13 protein-coding genes and 1 pseudogene are annotated in these 22,258 nt (G+C 50.7%); 12 read left to right on the forward strand and 2 right to left on the reverse strand.

What is annotated here, in order from left to right; genetic code table 11:
* The 11 genes and pseudogenes from H6G21_RS17540 to raiA all read left to right on the forward strand — a co-directional run.
* Nucleotides 1–72, forward strand: a pseudogene (locus tag H6G21_RS17540) (phycocyanin subunit alpha); the annotation flags it as partial.
* 129 nt (nucleotides 73–201) lie between these two features.
* Nucleotides 202–1,689, forward strand: a complete 1,488-nt coding sequence (locus tag H6G21_RS17545) for a 1-acyl-sn-glycerol-3-phosphate acyltransferase (protein WP_242041907.1) — start codon at nucleotides 202–204, stop codon at nucleotides 1,687–1,689.
* Nucleotides 1,690–1,848: 159 nt separating this feature from the next.
* Complete coding sequence (locus H6G21_RS17550) at nucleotides 1,849–3,021, forward strand: phosphoserine transaminase (RefSeq protein ID WP_190574709.1); 1,173 nt, start codon at nucleotides 1,849–1,851, stop codon at nucleotides 3,019–3,021.
* A gap of 179 nt (nucleotides 3,022–3,200) precedes the next feature.
* Nucleotides 3,201–6,449 (forward strand): DEAD/DEAH box helicase, encoded by a 3,249-nt coding sequence (locus H6G21_RS17555; RefSeq protein ID WP_190574710.1) that lies wholly within the window; start codon nucleotides 3,201–3,203, stop codon nucleotides 6,447–6,449.
* 167 nt (nucleotides 6,450–6,616) lie between these two features.
* Nucleotides 6,617–7,465, forward strand: a complete 849-nt coding sequence (locus H6G21_RS17560; RefSeq protein WP_190574711.1) for an SWIM zinc finger family protein — start codon at nucleotides 6,617–6,619, stop codon at nucleotides 7,463–7,465.
* Between the two features lie 176 nt (nucleotides 7,466–7,641).
* Complete coding sequence (locus tag H6G21_RS17565; protein ID WP_190574712.1) at nucleotides 7,642–7,908, forward strand: HypC/HybG/HupF family hydrogenase formation chaperone; 267 nt, start codon at nucleotides 7,642–7,644, stop codon at nucleotides 7,906–7,908.
* Nucleotides 7,892–9,046, forward strand: a complete 1,155-nt coding sequence (hypD, locus tag H6G21_RS17570) for a hydrogenase formation protein HypD (protein ID WP_190574713.1) — start codon at nucleotides 7,892–7,894, stop codon at nucleotides 9,044–9,046. The genes H6G21_RS17565 and hypD overlap by 17 nt, the downstream gene beginning before the upstream one ends.
* 27 nt (nucleotides 9,047–9,073) lie before the next feature.
* Entirely contained in the window at nucleotides 9,074–10,171 is a 1,098-nt protein-coding gene (hypE, locus tag H6G21_RS17575; RefSeq protein ID WP_190574714.1) for a hydrogenase expression/formation protein HypE, read from the forward strand.
* 207 nt (nucleotides 10,172–10,378) lie between these two features.
* On the forward strand, nucleotides 10,379–13,081 hold the full coding sequence (gene adhE / locus H6G21_RS17580) for a bifunctional acetaldehyde-CoA/alcohol dehydrogenase (RefSeq protein ID WP_190574715.1): 2,703 nt from the start codon (nucleotides 10,379–10,381) through the stop codon (nucleotides 13,079–13,081).
* Between the two features lie 231 nt (nucleotides 13,082–13,312).
* The gene (locus H6G21_RS17585; protein ID WP_190574716.1) at nucleotides 13,313–16,057 is read left to right on the forward strand and encodes a bifunctional acetate--CoA ligase family protein/GNAT family N-acetyltransferase; all 2,745 of its coding nucleotides are present in this window, start codon (nucleotides 13,313–13,315) and stop codon (nucleotides 16,055–16,057) included.
* A gap of 184 nt (nucleotides 16,058–16,241) precedes the next feature.
* A complete protein-coding gene (gene raiA / locus H6G21_RS17590; RefSeq protein ID WP_190574717.1) occupies nucleotides 16,242–16,568 on the forward strand; it encodes a ribosome-associated translation inhibitor RaiA in 327 nt (108 codons plus the stop codon).
* Nucleotides 16,569–16,711: 143 nt separating this feature from the next.
* Here the strand turns inward: raiA and H6G21_RS17595 are convergent, their stop codons facing one another.
* On the reverse strand, nucleotides 16,712–19,450 hold the full coding sequence (locus H6G21_RS17595) for a glucosidase (RefSeq protein WP_190574718.1): 2,739 nt from the start codon (nucleotides 19,448–19,450) through the stop codon (nucleotides 16,712–16,714).
* Between the two features lie 105 nt (nucleotides 19,451–19,555).
* Entirely contained in the window at nucleotides 19,556–20,353 is a 798-nt protein-coding gene (locus H6G21_RS17600) for a glucose 1-dehydrogenase (protein WP_190574719.1), read from the reverse strand.
* Nucleotides 20,354–20,740: 387 nt separating this feature from the next.
* Here H6G21_RS17600 and H6G21_RS17605 point away from each other — a divergent pair, with 387 nt between their 5' ends.
* On the forward strand, nucleotides 20,741–22,210 hold the full coding sequence (locus H6G21_RS17605; RefSeq protein WP_190574720.1) for an NAD(P)/FAD-dependent oxidoreductase: 1,470 nt from the start codon (nucleotides 20,741–20,743) through the stop codon (nucleotides 22,208–22,210).
* The last annotated feature ends 48 nt before the right edge of the window (nucleotides 22,211–22,258 follow it).

Raw genomic sequence — 22,258 nt, forward strand, 5'->3', positions numbered from 1 at the left:
CATGGCCTCTCCGGTGACTCCGCTGTGGAAGCTAATTCCTACCTCGATTACGCTATCAATGCTCTCTCCTAATTAATCTTTCTTGATTATTTAAACCCGAAGGTACAAAACCTTCGGGTTTTGATGTCTTTTCTACTTTTCTGCTTCTACCCCTTATTTAATTTTGCAAAAATTCTAGAATCTCTTGCTCGGAGAATTCCTTTGCCCTCGCTCCATGTTCAACCGCGACTAGAATTTATTCCTCAAACGTTTCAGCCTTGGGTATTGAGGCTACTGCACTTACTGTTACCTTTCGCATTGCGCTTTAGATTGCGCCGTTGGCTGCCTGCTGGTATCAACCAGGTAGAAGTGATCTATCCAGAACGTCTGGCTACAGCCTATCACCAATTTCAGCAGGGCAAAATTCGGCTTCTCATTGCCGCTCGTCATCCCGAAGTAGACGATCCCCTCAGCTATCTCTTTGTTCTTTCCCGCACCATTCCCCAAGTCGCCCAACAGCGCGGCATCCCACTGCAACAGCCGATTCATGCCCACTTTCTCTACGATCGCGGCATGACGATCTGGGCAGGGAACTGGTTAGGTTGGTTCTTTGCTCGGATTGGCGGTATTCCGATCCACCGAGGCAAAAGTCTGGATCTAAAAGGGTTAAAAGCCGCACGGGAAGTATTACTCAACGGGCAATTTCCCCTCGCTGTTGCCCCCGAAGGAGCCACCAACGGACATAGCCACATTGTCAGCCCCCTAGAACCCGGCGTTGCACAATTAGGGTTTTGGTGCGTAGAAGACCTCGTAAAAGCCGATCGACCAGAACAGGTTTGGATTTTACCGATCGGGATTCAGTACCATTACGCCTCACCTCCGTGGCGCAAACTTGATGACGTAATCAGCCAGCTAGAACAGGATACCGGGCTTTCCCAATTACCATTTTCCATCCCAGCCCTGAACAGCCCTGAACAGCAGATTTATCAACGGCTCTTGCGTTTAGGAGAACACTTGATCGCTCAGATGGAGAAATTTTATCAGCAGTTTTATCATCTGTCGATCGCACTAGAAACTAACCAAGATTGTAAATTAGATAAATCTCATCAGGTAGACGATCATCAACATCAACAAGCCCATTTAATTACACGACTGCAAACACTTTTAGACATCGCATTAACCATTGCAGAACAACATTTTGGGCTACCGTCTGAAGGAAACATTATCCAACGCTGCCGCCGTCTAGAAGAAGCCGGTTGGAAAATCATCTATCGCGAAGACATTACAAACTTACAAACCCTTGATCCCTTCAGCCGAGGGCTGGCCGATTGGGCTGCCACCGAAGCCCAGCTAGCCCTTCGCCATATGCGCCTTGTGGAAAGCTTCGTGGCTGTTACCCAGCCCTACCTGCAAACCCAACTCACCGTGGAGCAACTTGCAGAACTCACCCTCATCCTCTTCGATTTCGTTGCCCGCATCAAGGGAGATAAAATTCCCCAGCGACCTCAGTTGGGCTGGCGACAAACCCAAGTGACGATCGGTCAACCCATTTCCGTCAGCGATCGTTGGCCCTTGTACAATCGCGATCGTGCCTCCGCCAAGCAAGCCGTTCAAGATCTCACAGCCGATCTCTATCACGCCCTCGCGCAGGGAATCCCTTCCTACACAACGCCACAGGCACAGGAAGCCCATCCCCCGAAGCCGTTGTAGTTTACCAAACACCGTAGTTTACTGAACATCGCATTTTCTAAACAATTCTTAAGGAGACTGGGCAATCTAGGGTTGCCGATTGAGAATAGATCTTTGCACCAAAGAAGTGCTACATATACATCGTTCACTGTTTACACGTACCGCTGCATTCCAGCACCCATGGCAGAATCTCTTACACCTCCGACCGTTAAACCCCAACGCCCACATTTCTCCTCTGGCCCCTGCGCAAAACGCCCCGGCTGGTCAGTGAGCAACCTTCAAGATGCCTGCGTGGGTCGCTCCCACCGCTCTGCGGATGGAAAAGCCAAGCTCGCCGAAGCCATCGATCGCTCCAAACAAATCCTCGGCATTCCCGCAGACTACCGCCTTGGGATCGTTCCAGCCTCCGACACTGGAGCCGTGGAAATGGCCCTCTGGTCGGTTCTTGGTCAACGTCCCCTGGATATCCTTGCCTGGGAAAGCTTCGGGCAAGAATGGGTGAAAGATGTCGTAGACGAACTGAAACTACAAGACGTTCGGCTCCTGAAAGCCCCCTACGGCAGCTTACCCGATTTAACGACCGTCGATTTCAGCCACGACGTTGTCTTTCTGTGGAATGGCACCACCTCCGGCGTCCGCGTGCCCAATGGCGACTGGATTCCCAACGATCGCGAAGGACTCACCATTTGCGACGCCACCTCCGCCGTCTTCGCCATGGACATCCCCTGGGAAAAAATTGATGTTCTCACCTATTCCTGGCAAAAAGTACTCGGCGGCGAAGCCCAGCACGGCGTCATCGTCCTGTCTCCCCGCGCCGTCCAGCGGTTAGAAAGCTATCAACCCAGTTGGCCCATTCCCAAAATTTTCCGGCTAGCGCAGAAAGGCAAACTGATCGAAGGCATTTTCAAAGGCGACACAATTAACACCCCCTCCATGCTCTGCGTGGAAGACGTACTAGACAGCCTCAAATGGGCAGAAAGTCTCGGGGGACTCTCCGGCTTAATCACCCGCAGCACCGCTAACCTCCAAGCGATCGCCCAGTGGGTCGAAAAGAGCAATTGGGCTGGGTTCCTAGCGGAAAACGCCGAAGAGCGCTCCTCCACCTCCATTTGTCTGAAAATTGTCGATGAATGGTTCACAGGGTTGAGCGCCGACGATCAAGCCTCCATCGCCAAGAAGCTGACCAAAGTGCTGGAAAAAGAAGGCGTCGCCTACGACATCGCCCCCTACCGATCGGCCCCTCCAGGACTACGGATTTGGGGCGGAGCCACCGTCGAAACCAGTGATCTGGAAGCCTTACTGCCCTGGTTAGATTGGGCCTACGCCACCGTCAAAGCCGAAGCAACCCGCTAGGCATCCATTACAACATCTCCCTGGGGATGGGTGCATTAAGTCTAAATGCACCCATCCCCAATTTTTATGGTTACACCAATTTTTATGGTTACAGAAGTATTCATTTCAGCAATCCCTTACCCAGTGATTCAGTACAATGCAAACTATCACGCACCCTTGCATCGATCGTACACACGCCCATGGATATTTTGCACGGCACCTGGATTCCAGATACAGACCCAGAATTTATTCAAACCGGGCAATTTTACCTCTGGGTAGAAACAGAAGAAAACTCCCGCAGAAAACGGAGCCCTGAGACCCATCCGCGCCATTTACGCACCCCCGATCTCATCCCTTTTCTCTGCGAAACTCTAGGGATCAAGCCCTACAAAAACGCCGCCAAAGACCCTCACCAAGCCCTCGAAGCCGACATTATTCCCCGATCGTTCCTATTACCCACTGCCAAAAAACAGCCCCTCCCCTCCTGGGAAATGGCCCGGTATCTAGAAGCCGAATTGCCCGATCGCTACGAGTGGCAATACTGGGAAATTGATTGTTACGCAACCGTCATTTACCTAAATTATAAAACCAACGTCAACAACGTCATTAAATTCCTGAACGATTTGCATTTCCTCACACAATATCGCCTGAGTGATGTGCAAATGGGAGCTGACCTCTTGTTTTGGTATCACTATACCCAACGCTTCAAACAAGTGATTCTGCGCGATCAATACATTCCCGCCTTGAAATATCGCGAAATCACACCAGCCAGCCCCACCCCACCCCGCAAAACCACCCGATCGAAACCCGCGATCGCCGCAGCCCCTCCAGCCTTTGAAATCCATCCCGGCTGGGAAATTATTTCCGAGCAGTATGACACCCTGATTCAGACGGCCATCAGCCAGATGCCGTTACTCTGCTGTGCCGGATTTGCCGATCCCTCCGAACAAGCGTGCTTCTACGATCGGGAAACCCTGTTGCGCCACTTTTCCGAATGCCTGTTAGATGAAATTCTGATTCACACCCCCCGACCAACCGCACTGGAGAAAAAAATTCAGGGCACCCTCCTCCATGCCTGCCTCGACCCCAGCGATCCGTGGACAACCGCCGCCGCCCTAGGCTTGTATGAACAATGGCAACAATGGCGCGATCGCATCAACCAATCCCAAGCACCGGAAAATTTCAACCTCTGCTTTCAACTAGACGAACCCCAAGACCCAGACGATCCCTGGGAACTCGTCTTTCAAGCCTCCCCCAAAACCGATCCCTCCCACCGCATCGACCTGGGGCTTTATTGGCGCACCCATCGCAAAGATCGCCACAAACTCGGACTTGGCCAAGACTTTGAACAAAGCCTCCTGCTCCACCTTGGGTATGCTGCTCGCATTTATCCCAAACTCTGGGCAGGGTTAGAAACCGATCGCCCCAGCGAAATCACCCTCAACCTCAGCGAAGCCTTTGACTTTTTACAGGAATCCGCCTGGGTACTGGAAGCCGCTGGGTACCAAGTGCTCGTGCCGACTTGGTGGACACCCAAAGGCAGGCAACGCGCCAAAGTACGACTGAGAGCCCATACCCAGCCCAAATCCAGCAGCGAATCCACAGGCTACTTTTCCGCAACAGCCCTCGCCTCCTACGACTACGAACTCGCCATCGGCGATCAGACCATTAGCGAACGGGAATGGCAAACCCTGGTCAATAGCAAAATGCCCATGGTGCAATTCCGAGGGAAATGGATGGTATTAGACCAGGCCAAAATGAAACAAATGCTAGAGTTTTGGAAAAAAGAACGGGAACAGAAACCGGAACTCAGCTTGATCGACTTAATGAAATTTTCCGCTGGCAGTGACGATGATGTGGACCTAGCCGTCGATCACGATCGCACCCTGTCAGCCATGATCGATCGATTAAACCATCCCACCCAGATGGAAGAAATTGCCGATCCCCCAACCTTTCAGGGGCAGCTCCGTCCCTACCAACGGCGCGGCGTTTCCTGGCTAGTCTATTTAGAAAGCCTCGGACTCAACGGCTGTCTGGCAGACGACATGGGCATGGGCAAATCCGCCCAAGTCATCGCCCGTTTGGTCTATGAACGCGAACAGGGTCATCCAAAATCGCCAACCCGTCGTAGGAATGCTTCCACGATCGATCGACCGATCGACCTCGCCCCCACCCTCTTGATTGCCCCCACCTCCGTCGTTGGCAACTGGGGCAAAGAAATCGAAAAATTTGCCCCCCACCTGCGCTTCATGCTGCACCATGGGGCCGATCGCATTCGGGATGCCAAAGCCCTGAAAACCGCGATCGCCGATTGTGATGTCGTCATCACTTCCTACACCCTAGCCCGCATGGACGAAGCCCTCCTGAGTGGCCAAACCTGGCATCGCATCGTCATCGACGAAGCCCAGAACATCAAAAATCCCAAAGCCGCCCAAACCAAAGCCATCCTCAAACTGCCCAGTACCCATCGCCTCGCCCTCACTGGCACCCCCGTCGAAAACCGGCTGATGGATCTATGGTCGATTTTTAACTTTTTAAATCCCGGTTACCTGGGCAAAGAATCGCAGTTTCGACAATCCTTCGAAATTCCCATTCAAAAAGACAACAACCTCAGTCAATCCCAAACCCTTAAGAAACTCGTTGAACCGTTCATCCTGCGCCGCGTCAAAACCGACCCCGCCATCATCCAAGACCTCCCCGACAAAGTCGAACAGAAATGCTACTGCAACCTGACCAAAGAACAAGCCTCCCTCTACCAAGCAGTCGTTAAAGAAATCAGTGAATCGATCGACCAAATCACTGGAATCAAGCGTAAAGGGATGATTTTAGCAACGCTGACGAAACTCAAACAAATCTGCAATCATCCCATGCAGTTCCTCCAGGATAATAGTGAATTCACTGCCACTCGATCGCACAAACTAGAGCGACTTTTGGAAATGATTGAAGAAATCAGATCAGAAGGAGAAAGCCTCCTGATATTTACGCAATTTACAGAAATCGGTGAAGCCCTAGAGAAAACCTTCAAACAACAGCATTACAACACCTACTATCTCCATGGAGGAACCCTCCGAGCCAAACGGGAAAAAATGATTGCCGAATTCCAAGATCCCAACACCGAACCCTCCATTTTCATTCTCTCCCTCAAAGCTGGAGGCGTCGGCATCACCCTCACCCGAGCCAACCACGTCTTTCACTTCGATCGCTGGTGGAACCCCGCCGTAGAAGACCAAGCCACCGATCGCGCCTTCCGCATTGGCCAAACTAAAAACGTCTTCGTCCACAAATTCATCGCCCTGGGAACACTGGAAGAGAAGATCGATCAAATGATTGAAGATAAGAAAAAACTTGCAGGGGCGATCGTGGGTAACGACGAAGCCTGGTTAAGCGAACTCGATAATCGCGCCTTCAAACAGTTGATTGCTTTAAATAAAAAAGCGATCGTAGACTAGCCACCCTCCAGCAGATCCGTCATCCGCCGGTTACAGCAAACGTCCCCCGCTCAAATTCCCCAGCACTCCAGATTCACTACCCAACTCACCACCCGATTCACTACCGCTCAGGAAACAGCTCAGGAAACAGCTCAGGAAACAGCTCAGGAAACAGCTCAGGAAACATTATGGCAAAGCAAAACGAATTCAGTCGCAACTGGTGGGGCCAACGCTTTATCGAAGCCCTAGAATCCTTCACTGAAACCAATCGCCTCAGCCGAGGCCGCTCCTATGCCCGAGGCAACAAAGTCAAAAGCTTTACCATTGCAGATGGCCACATCACAGCCAAGGTCAGAGGCTCCGTTAACCCCTATTTTGGAGTTTATAAAGAACCCCTCTACACCACAGAAATTGAATTTCCTTTAATCAGCGAAGCCCAATGGGCCGCCATCATTGCCTTAATTGCCACCAAGGCCGGATTTCTGTCCAAATTAATGATGAATGAAATTCCAGAAAACATTGAAGAACCTTTCAAAACCCTAGGAATTCATCTCCTGCCCCAACGACGATCGGACATCATCACCCGTTGCTCCTGCCCCGACTACAGCAATCCCTGCAAACACATTGCAGGCGTTTATTACCTGATTGCCGCAGAACTCGATCGCGATCCATTTTTACTCTTTGAACTCCGAGGCATCCCCCGCGATCGCTTTCAATCCCTCCTCGCAGAATCCCCCCTGGGCAAAGCTATGTCCCAGGGACTCAATCGCAGTGCCACACCCTTAACGACGATCGAGAGTTTTTACCCCCGTCCCCAACTAATCCCCGCCGAAAAGCCCCCCAGTCTCAAGGAATTCTGGATGGGCAGCCAAAGCCTACCCAAGGAGAGCGAACCGATCGAAGCTATTCCCATTTCCGGCATTTTGTTAAAAAAACAAGGCGACTTTCCCCCATTTTGGGAACATCAAACATCCTTTCTTGAACTCATGGAAGAAATCTATAATCGCGTGAAAAATAATAACAAAGATATTTTCTAGCATTTAACTCATCTACTATAGTCAGTCACAGGAGTTATACGAAAATTACTTAAGTAATCACGTAAACAGTCATACGAATAGTCACAAGAGTCAAAATTTGTTCACATTAGCTAAACAAATCATCGAGTGGGTAAAACTGCAACGTTCAATTAAGAAAATATTAGAGGGAAATATGTATGTGTCTTGCAATCCCTGGAGAACTACTGCGAATCACCAATGATGACCCATTGACCCGATCGGGATTCGTTAAATTTGGGGGCGTCACCAAAGAAGTCAATTTGGCCTATGTTCCAGAGGTCAAAATTGGGGATTATGTCATCGTTCATGTCGGCTGTGCGATTAGCATTCTCAACGCTGAGCAAGCCCAGCAAATCTTTACAGACCTCGAAGCCATGGCCCAAGCTCAGGAATCCGAGGAGGCATCGGATGAAATATCTGGATGAATATCGCAACGCATCCGCCATTCAGCAATACGCACAAGCAATAGCAGACATCACAACCCAGCCTTGGACAATCATGGAAATCTGTGGCGGCCAAACCCACACGATCCTGAAATTCGGCTTAGAACAACTCCTGCCCACCCACCTCACCATTATCCACGGCCCCGGCTGCCCCGTGTGCGTCACCGCGATCGAAACCATCGAACAAGCCCTCTGGCTCGCCGCCCAACCCCCAGTCATTTTCTGCTCCTTTGGGGACATGTTGCGCGTCCCCGGCTACGATCGAGACTTGCTCACCCTCAAAGCCCAGGGCGGCGATGTCAGAACCGTGTATTCGCCCTTAGATGCCGTCAAAATCGCCCAAGCTAATCCCGATCGCGAGGTCGTCTTTTTTGCCGTGGGTTTTGAAACCACCGCCCCCGCAACCGCCCTAGCCGTGCATCTAGCCCAGCAGCAGCAACTCACTAATTTTTCGATGTTGGTCGCCCATGTCCTCGTTCCCCCCGCAATGGAGCAATTGTTAGCGGCTCAAAACTGCCAAATTCAAGGCTTTTTAGCCGCAGGGCATGTTTGCACCGTCATGGGCTACGGTGAATACGAAACGATCGCCAGCCGTTATCGCGTTCCCATCGTCGTTACAGGGTTCGAGCCGTTGGATATTATGCAGGGAATCTATCACTGTGTGCAGCAGTTGGAAGCGGGAACTGCCCAAGTAGAAAATCAGTATGCCCGATCGGTTCAGCCCCAAGGGAATCTCACAGCCCAGTCATTTATGCAACAGGTGTTTGAGGTCTGCGATCGATCGTGGCGCGGCCTAGGAACCATCCCCAACAGCGGACTACGATTAAAGCCCAGTTACGCTCAATTTGACACAGCCCAGCGCTTTGCTCTACCCACAGGGAAGCCGCCCAGTGACACCTTAGAGAACGTCCAAGAAAACGTAAACGACAATGCCAATTCCACCTGCATCAGCGGTTTAATTCTACAAGGCTTACGGAAGCCCTACCAATGCTCCGTCTTTGGCACAAAATGCACCCCAGAGCATCCCCTCGGAGCCCCCATGGTTTCCTCTGAGGGAGCCTGTGCCGCCTATTACCATTATCAATCTCTGACCCATTCCCACCCGTCTACTTCGTCCTAACAGCCCAGTTACTCTTCACTTTTCACTATGCAGGATAATCCAGAGTTTAACACGCCAGATTTCAACTGCCCTTTGCCCCTTCATTCCACCGACCATATTCTCATGGGTCATGGCGGCGGTGGCAAGTTAATGCAGCAATTAATCGAAGGATTATTTTTACCCAATTTCAACAATCCCCTTCTTAATCAGCGACACGATAGCACTGTTATTAATTTAGGGGATACTAGAATCGCATTTACAACCGATTCTTATGTGATTCAACCCTTATTTTTTCCCGGTGGAGACATCGGTTCCCTAGCAGTCAACGGAACCGTCAACGATCTCGCCATGGGGGGTAGTCGTCCCAGCTATCTCAGCGTCGGGTTAATTATCGAAGAAGGGTTCCCGATCGCCACTCTAGAAAAAATTATCCAGTCAATGCAAGCCGCCGCAGATCATGCAAAAGTCCAGATTGTTACAGGAGACACAAAAGTTATTGATAAAGTTATCAATCGTAACCATGAGAAAAGTCACGGTAGTAGCCTATTTATCAATACTGCGGGAATTGGTATTGTGGAACACAAAATGACCCTTGCACCCCGATCGATTCAAATAGGCGATGTCATCCTATTAAATGGCGACTTAGGCCGACATGGCATGGCAATCATGGCCCTACGAGAAGGACTCCAGTTTGACAGCCCGATCGTCAGTGACTGTGCCCCCCTCGCAGAACCGATTTTAGCCTTGCTCGAGCAAGGCATTCCCATCCATTGCCTCCGCGACCTGACCCGAGGCGGACTCGCTAGCGCCGCGATCGAACTCGCAGAAGCCGCTAACGTTGAAATCGAATTAACCGACGACGCTATTCCCGTCCATGACACCGTGCGCGGAGCCTGCGAAATTCTCGGGCTTGATCCCATCTATGTTGCCAATGAAGGCCGATTTATCGCCATTGTGCCCCCCGATACCGTCGAAGCAGCCTTGAGCATACTTCATCAATTTTTTCCCCAGCAAGCCTGTGTCATCGGCCAAGTGCGATCGAAGGCTCCCAACATCGATCGGGGTTACGTTACAATCCGCAATTCCCTAGGAGTCAAGCGCATTCTCACACTCCTCACAGGAGATCCCTTACCCAGAATTTGCTGATAGAGTTGCGAATATAGTTGTTAATACGGTTGTTAATACGGTTGCGGATAGAATAGTTTTTCCGTTCCTTACCAAGCATCACAAAACCCTAACTTCATCAGGAAACGCTCATAACGATTAATTTTCTCGCCATCTTCACAAGATCCTCAACTCCATGCCCTATCTTCAAAATCAAAAGTTTGAAGCAATCAGTTGAGGGTTTTCCTCATGGTCACTCATTTCCACGTCACCGATCTCCAATCCCTGGAAGCCTTGATTCAGTCCGTCAAAGCCGCCCAGGCCACCTTTGCCACCTACAGTCAAGAACAAGTCGATCACATCTTTAAGCAGGCCGCCCAAGCCGCCAACGTCGCCCGGATTCCCCTCGCTAAACTCGCCGTACAGGAAACCGGCATGGGCATCATAGAAGATAAAGTGATTAAGAATCACTTCGCCTCGGAATTCATCTACAACAAATACAAACACGAAAAAACCTGCGGCATCCTAGAAGAAGATGAGGCCCTCGGCTACCAAACAATCGCGGAACCCGTTGGCATCCTCGCAGGCATTGTCCCCGTCACCAATCCCACCTCCACCACCATTTTTAAGGCATTGCTGGCACTGAAAACCCGCAATGCCATTATTTTTTCCCCCCATCCCAAGGCCAAACAATGCACGATCGAAGCAGCCAAAATCATTCTGCAAGCTGCTGTGGCTGCCGGAGCCCCCGAGGGGATCATTGGGTGGATTGAGGAACCCACCGTCGTCCTGTCCCAAGCCCTGATGCGCCATCCCGACATCAAACTCATCATCGCCACCGGTGGCCCCAACATGGTGAAGGCCGCCTACTCCTCCGGCCATCCCTCCCTGGGCGTGGGTGCAGGCAATACCCCGGCAGTGATTGACGAAACTGCGCACATCAAAATGGCCGTCTCCTCCATCCTGCTCAGTAAAACCTTTGACAACGGCATGATCTGCGCCAGTGAGCAAGCCGTCATTGTCATGGATGACGTTTACGAAGCTGTCAAACAGGAATTCCGCGATCGGGGAGCCCATTTCCTCAGCCCCGCAGACACGGAGCAATTGCGCCAGCACGTCCTCGAAGATGGCCATATGAATCCCGCGATCGTCGGGCAACCCGTCGCCAAAATTGCCGACATTGCTGGACTAACGCTGGAAGGCTGGGACACTCCAGAAGGCACGCCCCCAACTATGCCCAAGGTTTTGATTGCTGAAGTTGAAACCATTGGGGAATCGGAACCCTTTTCCCATGAGAAACTGACTCCGATTCTTGCGATGTATCGAGTTCCCACATTTACGGAAGCAGTTCAAACCGCAGAAAAGTTTGTCGAATTTGGTGGTAAAGGTCACACTGCGGTGTTATACACAGCACCGAATAACCACAGTCACATTCAAGAATTTGAAACCCATCTGAAAACATCGCGGGTATTGATTAACACACCGTCCTCCCAAGGCGCGATCGGCGATCTTTACAACTTCCACCTGGATCCCTCGTTAACGCTAGGATGCGGTAGCTGGGGCGGTAACACCATTTCAGCCAACGTGGCCCCGCACCATTTGTTGAACGTCAAAACCGTCTCCGAACGGCGGGAAAACATGCTGTGGTTCCGTGTCCCGCCCAAGGTTTACTTTAAGTACGGAGCCGTTTCTTTTGCACTCAAGGAAATCACCGATCGTAAACGCGCCTTCATCGTCACCGATAAACCGTTATTTGACCTCGGCGTCACGAAGCCAGTCACCGACACCTTAGACCATCTCGGCATCACCCATCAAACTTTCTACGATGTCGAACCCGATCCCTCCCTAGACACCGTCCAGCGGGGCCTGAGCCAAATTCAACTGTTTGAGCCGGATGTCATCATCGCGATCGGGGGTGGGTCGCCCATGGATGCCGCCAAGGTCATGTGGTTGATGTACGAACAACCGGAGACGGAATTTGAGGGCTTGGCCACGCGCTTTATGGACATTCGTAAGCGGGTCTACGAGGTGCAGCCCCTCGGCCAAAAGGCGATGATGATTGCCATTCCCACCACCTCCGGCACCGGGTCAGAGGTTACGCCCTTTGCCGTCGTCACCGACACCCGCACAGGCATTAAATATCCCCTCGCCGACTACGCCCTGACCCCCACCATGGCGATCGTCGATCCGGAACTCGTCATGCACATGCCGAAGAAGCTGACTGCCTACGGTGGCTTGGATGCCCTCACCCACGCGATCGAAGCCTATGTCTCCGTCTTCGCTTCAGAATTTACCAACGGGTTAGCCCTGGAAGCCATTCGCCTATTGGTGAAATATCTACCCGCCGCCTACCAAGAGGGAGCCGAAAATCCCAAGGCCCGCGAGAAAGTTCATTACGCCGCCACTATGGCCGGAATGGCCTTTGCCAACGCCTTCCTGGGCATTTGTCACTCCCTAGCCCACAAATTGGGTTCAGCATTCCATGTGCCCCATGGTCTAGCGAATGCTTTACTGATCACCCAAGTGATTCGCTACAATGCGACGGATGTGCCCTTCAAACAAGCGATCTTCCCGCAGTATAAATACCCCAACGCCAAATGGCGCTATGCCCGCATCGCCGATTATCTCAACCTCGGCGGCAACGATGAAGCCGAAAAAGTAGAACGCCTCATCGCCACGATCGAAGACCTGAAACGCAAATTAGACGTACCAGCCACCATTAAAGCCGCGATCGCAGTCGATGAGCCGCAATTCCTGGATCACTTAGAAACCATGGCAGAACAAGCCTTTGATGACCAATGCACAGGGGCTAACCCTCGCTATCCCCTGATCCAAGATTTGCAGGATTTGTATCTCGCTGCCTATCACGGGCCATCGGCAGACACGAACTTAGTAGCCAATGAGGTGCCCACGGACTTACCCAGCGATGGGCTACAAAAGATTGGTTGCTAGTAATTCACGAGTGACCCCAAGGTTGGACAGACCTTGGACAGCAAATTGTGGGTGTGTTGAATCAAGTAACCCACCCACAAGCTGAAATTTCTCACAGCAGCATCGGCCAGCCAACAGAAACAAACCAACAGAAACGAACCGACACAGGCCAAATAACATACGTCAAACAACATACACATACACCAACCAACATACGCCAAACAACACAGGGCAACCTACAAGGAGTGGGTTATGCAAGTTTCAGTCAACCAATGTGCCGATCGCGCCCATGACATTCTCCGATCGGAGCACCATCCCCTTGATATCTTCTTTGAACCCAAAACCGTTGCCGTCATCGGTGCAACAGAACGATTGAATAGTGTTGGTCGAACCATTCTCTGGAATTTGATTCGCCATCCCTTTGGGGGAACTGTTTTTCCAGTCAATCCAAAGCATCATAATGTCTTGGGTATTAAAGCCTATCCAACGATCGGAAGCATTCCAGAAACCGTTGACCTAGCCATTATCGTAACCCCGGCTCAGACCGTTCCCAATATTGTCCGCGAATGTGTTGATGCAAACGTCAAGGCAGCCATTATTTTATCCGCAGGCTTCAAGGAAATTGGCGCAGATGGCATTGCCCTAGAACAACAAGTTTTAGCCGAGGCAAAGCGCGGTCAACTCAGGATCATCGGCCCCAATTGCCTCGGCGTCATGAATCCCCAGGGTGGATTTAACGCCACCTTTGCCAGCACGATCGCCCGACCTGGCAACATCGGTTTTATCAGCCAAAGTGGAGCCCTTTGTACCGCCATTCTGGACTGGAGCTTCCGGGAAAACGTCGGGTTTAGTAAATTCATTTCGATCGGGTCCATGGCCGATGTTGGCTGGGGCGATCTGATTTACTACCTAGGCGATGATCCCTACACCAAAAGCATTGTCCTGTATATGGAATCCGTGGGCGACGTGCGATCGTTCCTGTCCGCCGCGCGGGAAGTCGCCTTGACCAAACCGATTATCGTCATTAAAGCAGGCCGTACCCAAGCTGCCGCCCAAGCTGCTGCCTCCCATACGGGCGCATTAGTCGGCAGTGATGCCGTTTTTGATGCCGCCTTACGACGCTGCGGCGTTCTGCGAGTCAATAGCATTGCTGAATTATTCGACATCACCGAAGTCCTCGCCAAACAACCCCGTCCCAAGGGCAAACGCCTGACAATTATTACCAATGCAGGTGGCCCTGGGGTTCTCGCCACCGATGCCCTGATTAGCGACGGGGGGCAGCTTGCAGAACTTTCCGAGGAGACGATCGCAGCCCTTAACCAGGTTCTGCCCGCCCACTGGAGCCACAGCAACCCGATCGATATTTTGGGCGACGCCACCCCCGATCGCTATGCCCAAGCCATTGAAATTGCCGCGCAAGATCCCAACAGCGATGGATTATTGGTGATTTTGACCCCCCAGGCCATGACCCATCCCACCCAAACCGCCCAGCGGTTACAGAAGTATGCCAACCTCGGGAAACCCATTCTCGCCAGTTGGATGGGGGATACGGAAGTGGAAGCGGGGGCAGAACTGCTCAACCAAGCCAGCATTCCCACATTCCCGTTTCCCGATACAGCAGCGCGCATGTTTAACTACCTCTGGCGCTACAGCCAAAATCTGCGCAGCATCTATGAAACGCCTGTTTTATCCTCTGAAAATAACCACGCTCCCCATCGATCGACGGTTCAGAGCATTTTACACGAAGCATTAGACCAAGGCCGGACTTTGCTAACGGAAATCGAGTCCAAATCCCTTTTAGCCGCCTATGACATCCCGATCGTACCCACCCAGGAAGCACTGAGTGAAGATCAAGCCGTTAACATCGCTGACGAGATCGGGTATCCCGTCGTTCTTAAATTGCTATCGAAAACCATTACCCACAAAACCGATGTCGGTGGTGTACAACTGAATATTCGCAACGCAGATGCTGTCAGAACGGCCTATCGAACCATTCAGCAATCCGTCACGCAAAAAGTAGGAGACACAGCTTTTAATGGCGTCACAGTGCAACCGATGCTGAATCAGAAAGGCTATGAACTCATCATCGGCAGTAGCTACGATCCCCTCTTTGGGCCAGTTTTAGCCTTTGGAGCCGGAGGACAATGGGTCGAAGTCTTTCAAGATGTCGCGATCGCCCTACCGCCCGTAACCACAACCTTAGCCAAACGACTCATGGAACGCACCAAAATTTACCATGCGTTGCAAGGGGTACGCGGTGAACAGCCCGTGGATTGTGCCGCTCTTGAGCAGTTGATCGTCCGCTTTAGTCAACTCGTCGTCGAGCAACCGCAAATTAAGGAAATTGAAATCAATCCGCTCCTAGCCCACGGCAACACTTTAACCGCTCTCGATGGCCGAGTCGTCCTCCACGATCGCACGATCGCCCCGGCAACCATTGCCAAACCCGCCATTCGTCCCTATCCCACCCAATACTGTTCCACTTGGCAATTGCAAGACAAAACAACAGTCACCATTCGTCCTATCCGGCCAGAGGACGAACCCTTGCTCATTCAATTCCACAAAACCTTGTCCGAACAGAGCGTATATTTGCGTTATTTCCATTTGATTAAATTAAACCAACGCATTGCCCACGAACGACTCCTACGCCTATGTTGCATCGACTACGATCGGGAAATGGCCCTCGTCGCCGATTACCAAAATCCCGCAACAGGAGAACGGGAAATGCTAGGCATTGGTCGCCTCAGTAAACAGCATGGCGTCAACGAAGCCGAATTTTCATTACTCGTCAGCGATCGCTATCAACACCAGGGGCTAGGCAGCGAAATTTTGCGTCGGTTAATTGAGATCGGCAAAGCAGAAGGCTTAGACTGGATTCGGGCCACCATTCTCAGCGAAAATCGCGATATGCAACATGTGTGCGATAAACTCGGCTTCCAATTGCGCAGAACCGCCGATCCTAGCGTCATTGACGCAGAAATTGCGCTCCGATCGTGATCATCAATCGTGATCCGCGATCGCTGAGGAGACTTGGGAGAGCGGGCCTCTCTCTCCCGAACCGACCCAGCCCTCGTCATCAATTGTTACAGAGACTACAGTCCCCTTCACAAGTTCCTCAACTTTTTGTCTTACTCTAAAAGCATAAAAAGAAGTTACTCGACTCGACCGGAGAGAGTAGATTATGCAAGTTCCGCTTCAAATCATCAGCCGTAGTTTTTCCGTTACTCCCGCGATCGAAACTGCCATTCAAGAAAAAGTAGAGAAACTTACCCAGTTCTGCGATCGCATGACCAATTGTCGAGTCACCCTAGAAAGCACAGCAGGCCGTCATCAGCAAGGCAACCTATACCAAGTTCGCATCGACCTCTCTGTTCCCGGCAAGGAAATCATTGTTAATCGTAATTCCGATGCCGACCACTCCCACGAAGACCTTTACGTTGCACTTAGAGATTCCTTTGACGCCGCTAAACGACAACTCCAAGACTATGTAGCGTTACGTCAGGCTTAATTTTACTAGTTTCTAACACTGCATCATGCATTAGCATTTCTCCTAACAACTTGATTTAAAGGCAATCTGCCGATCGTGGGATGAGCGATCGGCATTTTATGATCTATACCAAATTTGATCATGGAGCACGATCGCTGATCTCTTCAGTAAATTACATCAGCCATTAACTGATCAGAAGGCTTTTCCTGTTCTCCCAATTCCTGGATAAGCGCGGCCACCAATCCCGTCCAACCCGTTTGATGACTCGCGCCAATCCCTGCACCATTATCCCCATGGAAGTACTCATAGAACAGAATGAAATCTTGCCAATGGCGATCGGATTGCAAGATAGCGCTGCCTCCATAGACCGGACGATGCCCCGCCTCATTGCGCAGAAAGATTTGCGTCAACCGTCGGGACAGAAGCATCGCTACTTCCTGAAGATTCATCCACTGGCCTGACCCCGTTGGGCATTCCACCTGAAACTCATCCCCCAAATAGCGATGGAACGTTTGCAAAGATTCAATCAACAGGAAATTGACCGGAAACCAAATCGGCCCACGCCAATTAGAATTACCACCAAATAAACCGCTACTGGATTCGGCAGGTTCATAGTCCACACGGCATTCCTGACCATTGGCATAGAAAATATAGGGATTTTCCGCATGGTAACGCGAAACGGCTCGAATCCCAAAGTCGCTTAAAAATTCGGAAGAATCCAGCATTTTTTGTAAAATACGCCGGAGCTTATCCTGAGACGCGATCGCTAGCAACCGCCGTGCTCCCACACCGCGCGTCTCCATACAAGCCACATTCCGGCGTAGATCGGGCCGATGCTGAATAAACCACTCCAAGCGTTTCTTAAAATTCGGCAACTGCTGTAGAGTCTCTGGCTCTAAGGTAGCCACTGCAAACAACGGAATTAAACCCACCATCGATCGTACTTTTAATTCAATTTGTCGATCGTCCGGTAAATGCAAAACATCATAGTAAAAACCATCTTCTTCATTCCACAGGGATACTTCCATATCACCAATTCGATTCATCGCATCCGCAATGTAGAGATAATGCTCAAAAAACTTTGTGGCAATATCCTCGTACACAGGATTAGTTTTGGCGAGTTCTAGGGCGATCGTTAGCATATTCAGGCAATACATCCCCATCCAGCTCGTCCCATCGGACTGGTCAATATGTCCCCCCGTCGGCAACGCCGCACTCCGATCGAACACGCCAATATTATCCAATCCCAAAAAGCCTCCTTGGAAGACGTTTCTCCCTTCCACATCCTTGCGATTGACCCACCAGGTAAAATTCAGCATCAACTTTTGAAAAACCCGCTCCAAAAATAAGCGATCGGCTTTACCGTACAGTGTTTGCTCAATCTGGTAAACGCGCCAAGTTGCCCAGGCATGAACCGGAGGGTTGACATCCCCAAAGGCCCACTCATAGGCGGGAATTTGGCCATTCGGATGCATGTACCATTCCCGCGTCAACACATCTAACTGATACTTGGCAAAATCCGGATCGATCATTGCTAACGGAATACAGTGAAACGCCAAATCCCAAGCCGCAAACCAAGGATATTCCCATTTATCACACATGGATAAAATATCATCCGTATGGAGATGAATCCATTCATGATTACGTCCCCGTTTACGTTCCACGGGTGGCTGATTTGCTGAGTCCCCCTTGAGCCAATCCTCCAGCACGTAGTGATAATACTGCTTACACCACAGCATTCCCGCAAAGGCTTGCCGCTGCACATTCCGCGCATCGTCACTCAGCGCAAAGGGCGTAATCCGATGGTAGAATTCATCCGCTTCCCGTTGGCGCGCTAGGAATGTGGCATCAAACTCAGCAGTGAACATCGATCGATCCCCAGCCAGCACTTCCACCTGATCTGGAGATAGGTCACTCAGCCGTAACTGAACTGTTCGCACTTCTCCCGGAGCAAGTTCTAATACATAATGCAACGCAGCTTTCGTACCGATATGATTGGGATTAACCGCACTCTTTGCTTCTTCAATAATATACCGATGAATACTATCCTTCACATAGGGAGAATCATTGGGCAGCGAAAATACTTGTTCGCTATTGGTTTCATTTTCCGTAAACAGGAGTTCCTCAGCCCTCTGTGAGTATAACCAGCGTTGACCTAGAGTTGGATGACTGGCTTGAATCACTGAGTGATGATGATCTTCGAGTGCCTGTAAGATGGGTTTATCAGACTCTCCATTCCATGACCAAGTATTGCGAAACCAAAGACTAGGCAAGAGGTGTAGCGTTTTTGATTCTGGCCCTCGATTCGTTAACGTAACTCGAATTAGAATATCATCCGTCGATCGCTTGGCATATTCCACCATCACATCGAAGTAACGATTTTCATCGAAAATTCCTGTATCCAGCAATTCAAACTCCGGCTGATGGCGATCGCGACGCCGATTTTCCTCAACCAATTGGCTATAGGGAAACGCTTGATGGGGATACTTGTATAACGCCTTCATGTAAGAATGCGTTGGCGTATTCTCTAAATAGAAATAGTACTCCTTGACATCCTCACCATGATTCCCCTCATTTCCCGTCAACCCAAACAGACGTTCTTTCAAAATGGCATCTTCCCCATTCCACAGCGCGATCGCAAAGCATAGGCGTTGGTGATTATCCGAAATGCCCAGCAGGCCATCCTCACCCCAGCGGTAGGCCCGAGAACGCGCTTGGTCATGGCTAAAGTAATCCCAAGCGGAACCATAGGGGCTGTAGTCCTCCCGTACCGTTCCCCACTGCCGATCGCTTAAATACGGCCCCCAGCGTCGCCAATGGGCAGTGTGCGATCGAGCCTCTTCTAAGCGCAATTCTTCTTGGGTTTTCACTGAAGTATCACGATTTGCATCAGGATTAGCCATTATCTTCACCAACACTTTAACAAATACATCTCAGAACTGAAAAAACACGATTACAACAAAAGCTTCTAGAAAAATACAGAAACAGCAAAACAGTGATTAGAAAAATTATTGCTCTCGGTAATTCCAAAGCAGTCCACCATCCACCACAAACGTGCTGCCTGTGATGTAATTCGCCTCAGACGACGCTAAAAACGCCACCAGAGAGGCCACATCCTGGGGTTGCCCTAACCGTGCCAAAGGAATGTTATTCAGCAGGGCATTGAGCTTGTCGGGATCATTGAGTAACTTGGTATTGATGGGAGTTTCGATCGCGCCCGGTGCCACATTGTTAATCGTGATTCCCAGCGACCCCAGTTCCACCGCCAAATTACGAGTTAACATTTTCATGCCCCCTTTGCTAACACAGTAGGCTGCGAAGTTGGGAAACGGTAAATCTTCATGCACCGAACTGATGTTAATAATTTTACCGGGACGTTGGGTTGCTATCAGATGTTGAACAAACGCCTGGGTTGCAAAAAAGACCCCCTTCAAATTCACGTTGAGAACCGTGTCGTAATCTGCTTCTGTCACTTCCCAAAAAGGCGCATGTTTTTCAATACCCGCATTGTTCACTAGAATATCCAATTTGCCAAAGTGAGCAATGCTTTCAGAAATCAACTCACGCACCATTTCAAGATTACCTAAATCCGCTTGAATTGTGCGTCCTCGGGAATGGGGACATTCTGCCAAATAGCATTTTCCCCCGATCGCCTGAACCTTTTCCAGGGTTTCTTCAGCGCCTTCAGGATGCGATCGATAGTTAATGACCACATCGGCCCCAGCCTGCGCCAGTTTGAGCACAATTCCCTGCCCAATCCCTTGACTACTCCCCGTCACCAACGCAACTTTTCCTTCCAGTGTCATAGGAGCCACTCCTAAATAATTTCTACGTCAATCTATGGGATTAGGTATAGAGAAAAAGTCTGAATATTAGCTGAGAACGCCCTAAATGCTCCATTGAGTCCTAGAGTTAACTCTCTCAGGCAGTCCTTAGCCACCCATCATTCACCACCGAGTTAAAACCACAATACTAATCACAACCCAAGCAATAATCTCAATTCTCATACCAAATCAACTTGTGATTGCAACCCATAACGATCCCCCTAAATCCCCCTTAATAAGGGGGACCTTGAAAGAAATTGGCTGAATTCCCCCCTTAATAAGGGGGGTTAGGGGGGATCAGATCTGTAGCAGTGATAAATCCATTTGGTATCAATCTCAACCTTCAAATCTATCCTGGGTAGCCTCGCTATGCAGCCAACCTCAAAAGCAACCTCACAGGCCATTTCACAAGCAAACGATCCTTCAGCAGATCATCCAACCATCGTTGTAGGCGGCGGCTTTGTAGGGTTATTCACGGCTCTACATTTAAGTCACCAAAACTACTCCCACCCCATCCTGTTAATTGAACAAAACGATCGCTTTAGCTTTAAACCCCTCCTGTATGAATTATTGAGTCATGAATTGCACAGCGAACAGGTTTATCCCAGATACCAAGACCTCCTCGCTGGCAGTCGAGTGAAATTTGTACAGGATACAGTCACCACGATCGACCTCCATCAAAAACAAATCACTGTCGCATCCGGCCAGCAGTACGACTATGGCAACTTAGTCTTAGCCTTGGGCAGCAAGACCACCTATTTCCACACCCCAGGAGCCGATCGCCACACCTTTCCCCTCACCAACGGAGCCGAAGCGATCGCCCTACGCAGGCACCTACGAACCCGTCTGCACGAGGCTTTACAACTCAAAACCTGCGCAGAACGCCGTGCCCTCTTAACCGTCGCGATCGTCGGTGCAGGGCCTGCGGGAATTGAATTAGCCTGTACACTGGCGGATTTACTCCCCATTTGGTACGACGAACTCGGCGGCGATAGTCACGAAATTCGCATTGTCTTAGTCAACCGCAGCCGCGAGTTACTCAAAGGAGACATCAACAGTCAACTCCGCTGCACCGTACAGCGGGCATTGAAACAACGACAAGTTGAGTTTCTCTTTGATGCAGCCGTCAGTGAAATCCAATCCGATCGCCTTCACTACCAACAACATAAACAAGACCACACATTAAACGCTGGAACCATCGTCTGGACAGCAGGCACCAGTCCCAATTCCTTGTTGATGACGTTACCCATCGCCGCTGAAAATCGCGATCCGCGCGGACGCTTAATCGTCACCCCCATGCTGCAACTCCCCGAATTCCCCGAAGTCTTCGCCGCTGGAGATTGCGCCATCACTCCCAGCAATCCTCAGCCACCCACCGCCCAAGTCGCCTACCAGCAAGGACAGGCGATCGCGCAAAATCTCAAATTACAAACTGAAGGCAAAGCGCTCCTTCCCGTGCAAGTCTACCTACGGGGAACCTTAATGAAACTGGGCTTAAACGAAGGCGTCGCCAATCTTTTCAACAAAGTGCAAATCAAAGGTCAACCAGGACATCTAATGCGGCAGGCCACCTATTTACGGCTCCTACCCACTCCCGCCCACAACGCCCGCATTACCACCGAATGGCTGACCGACGAACTGTTACAACGTCACCGACCCTTTACGCCAATGCAACTGGGACAAACCCCGTTTCTGCAAGGTATGGCCGCGATCGCCGCCAGCTTGATTCTCGCCTCCCCCTTAGCTTGGCGGGCTGCCCAACCTCAGCAATTCCAACAATCCCTCCATTGGTCAGGCATTCCCACATTACTCGATCAATGGGTCACTGCAAAACGCTGAAATGGATTGCTGAGATCCACTAAAGCCATCGTCAGTCAAAACGATTCT

This window comes from Alkalinema sp. FACHB-956, assembly GCF_014697025.1.
Lineage (GTDB): Bacteria > Cyanobacteriota > Cyanobacteriia > Leptolyngbyales > Leptolyngbyaceae > Alkalinema.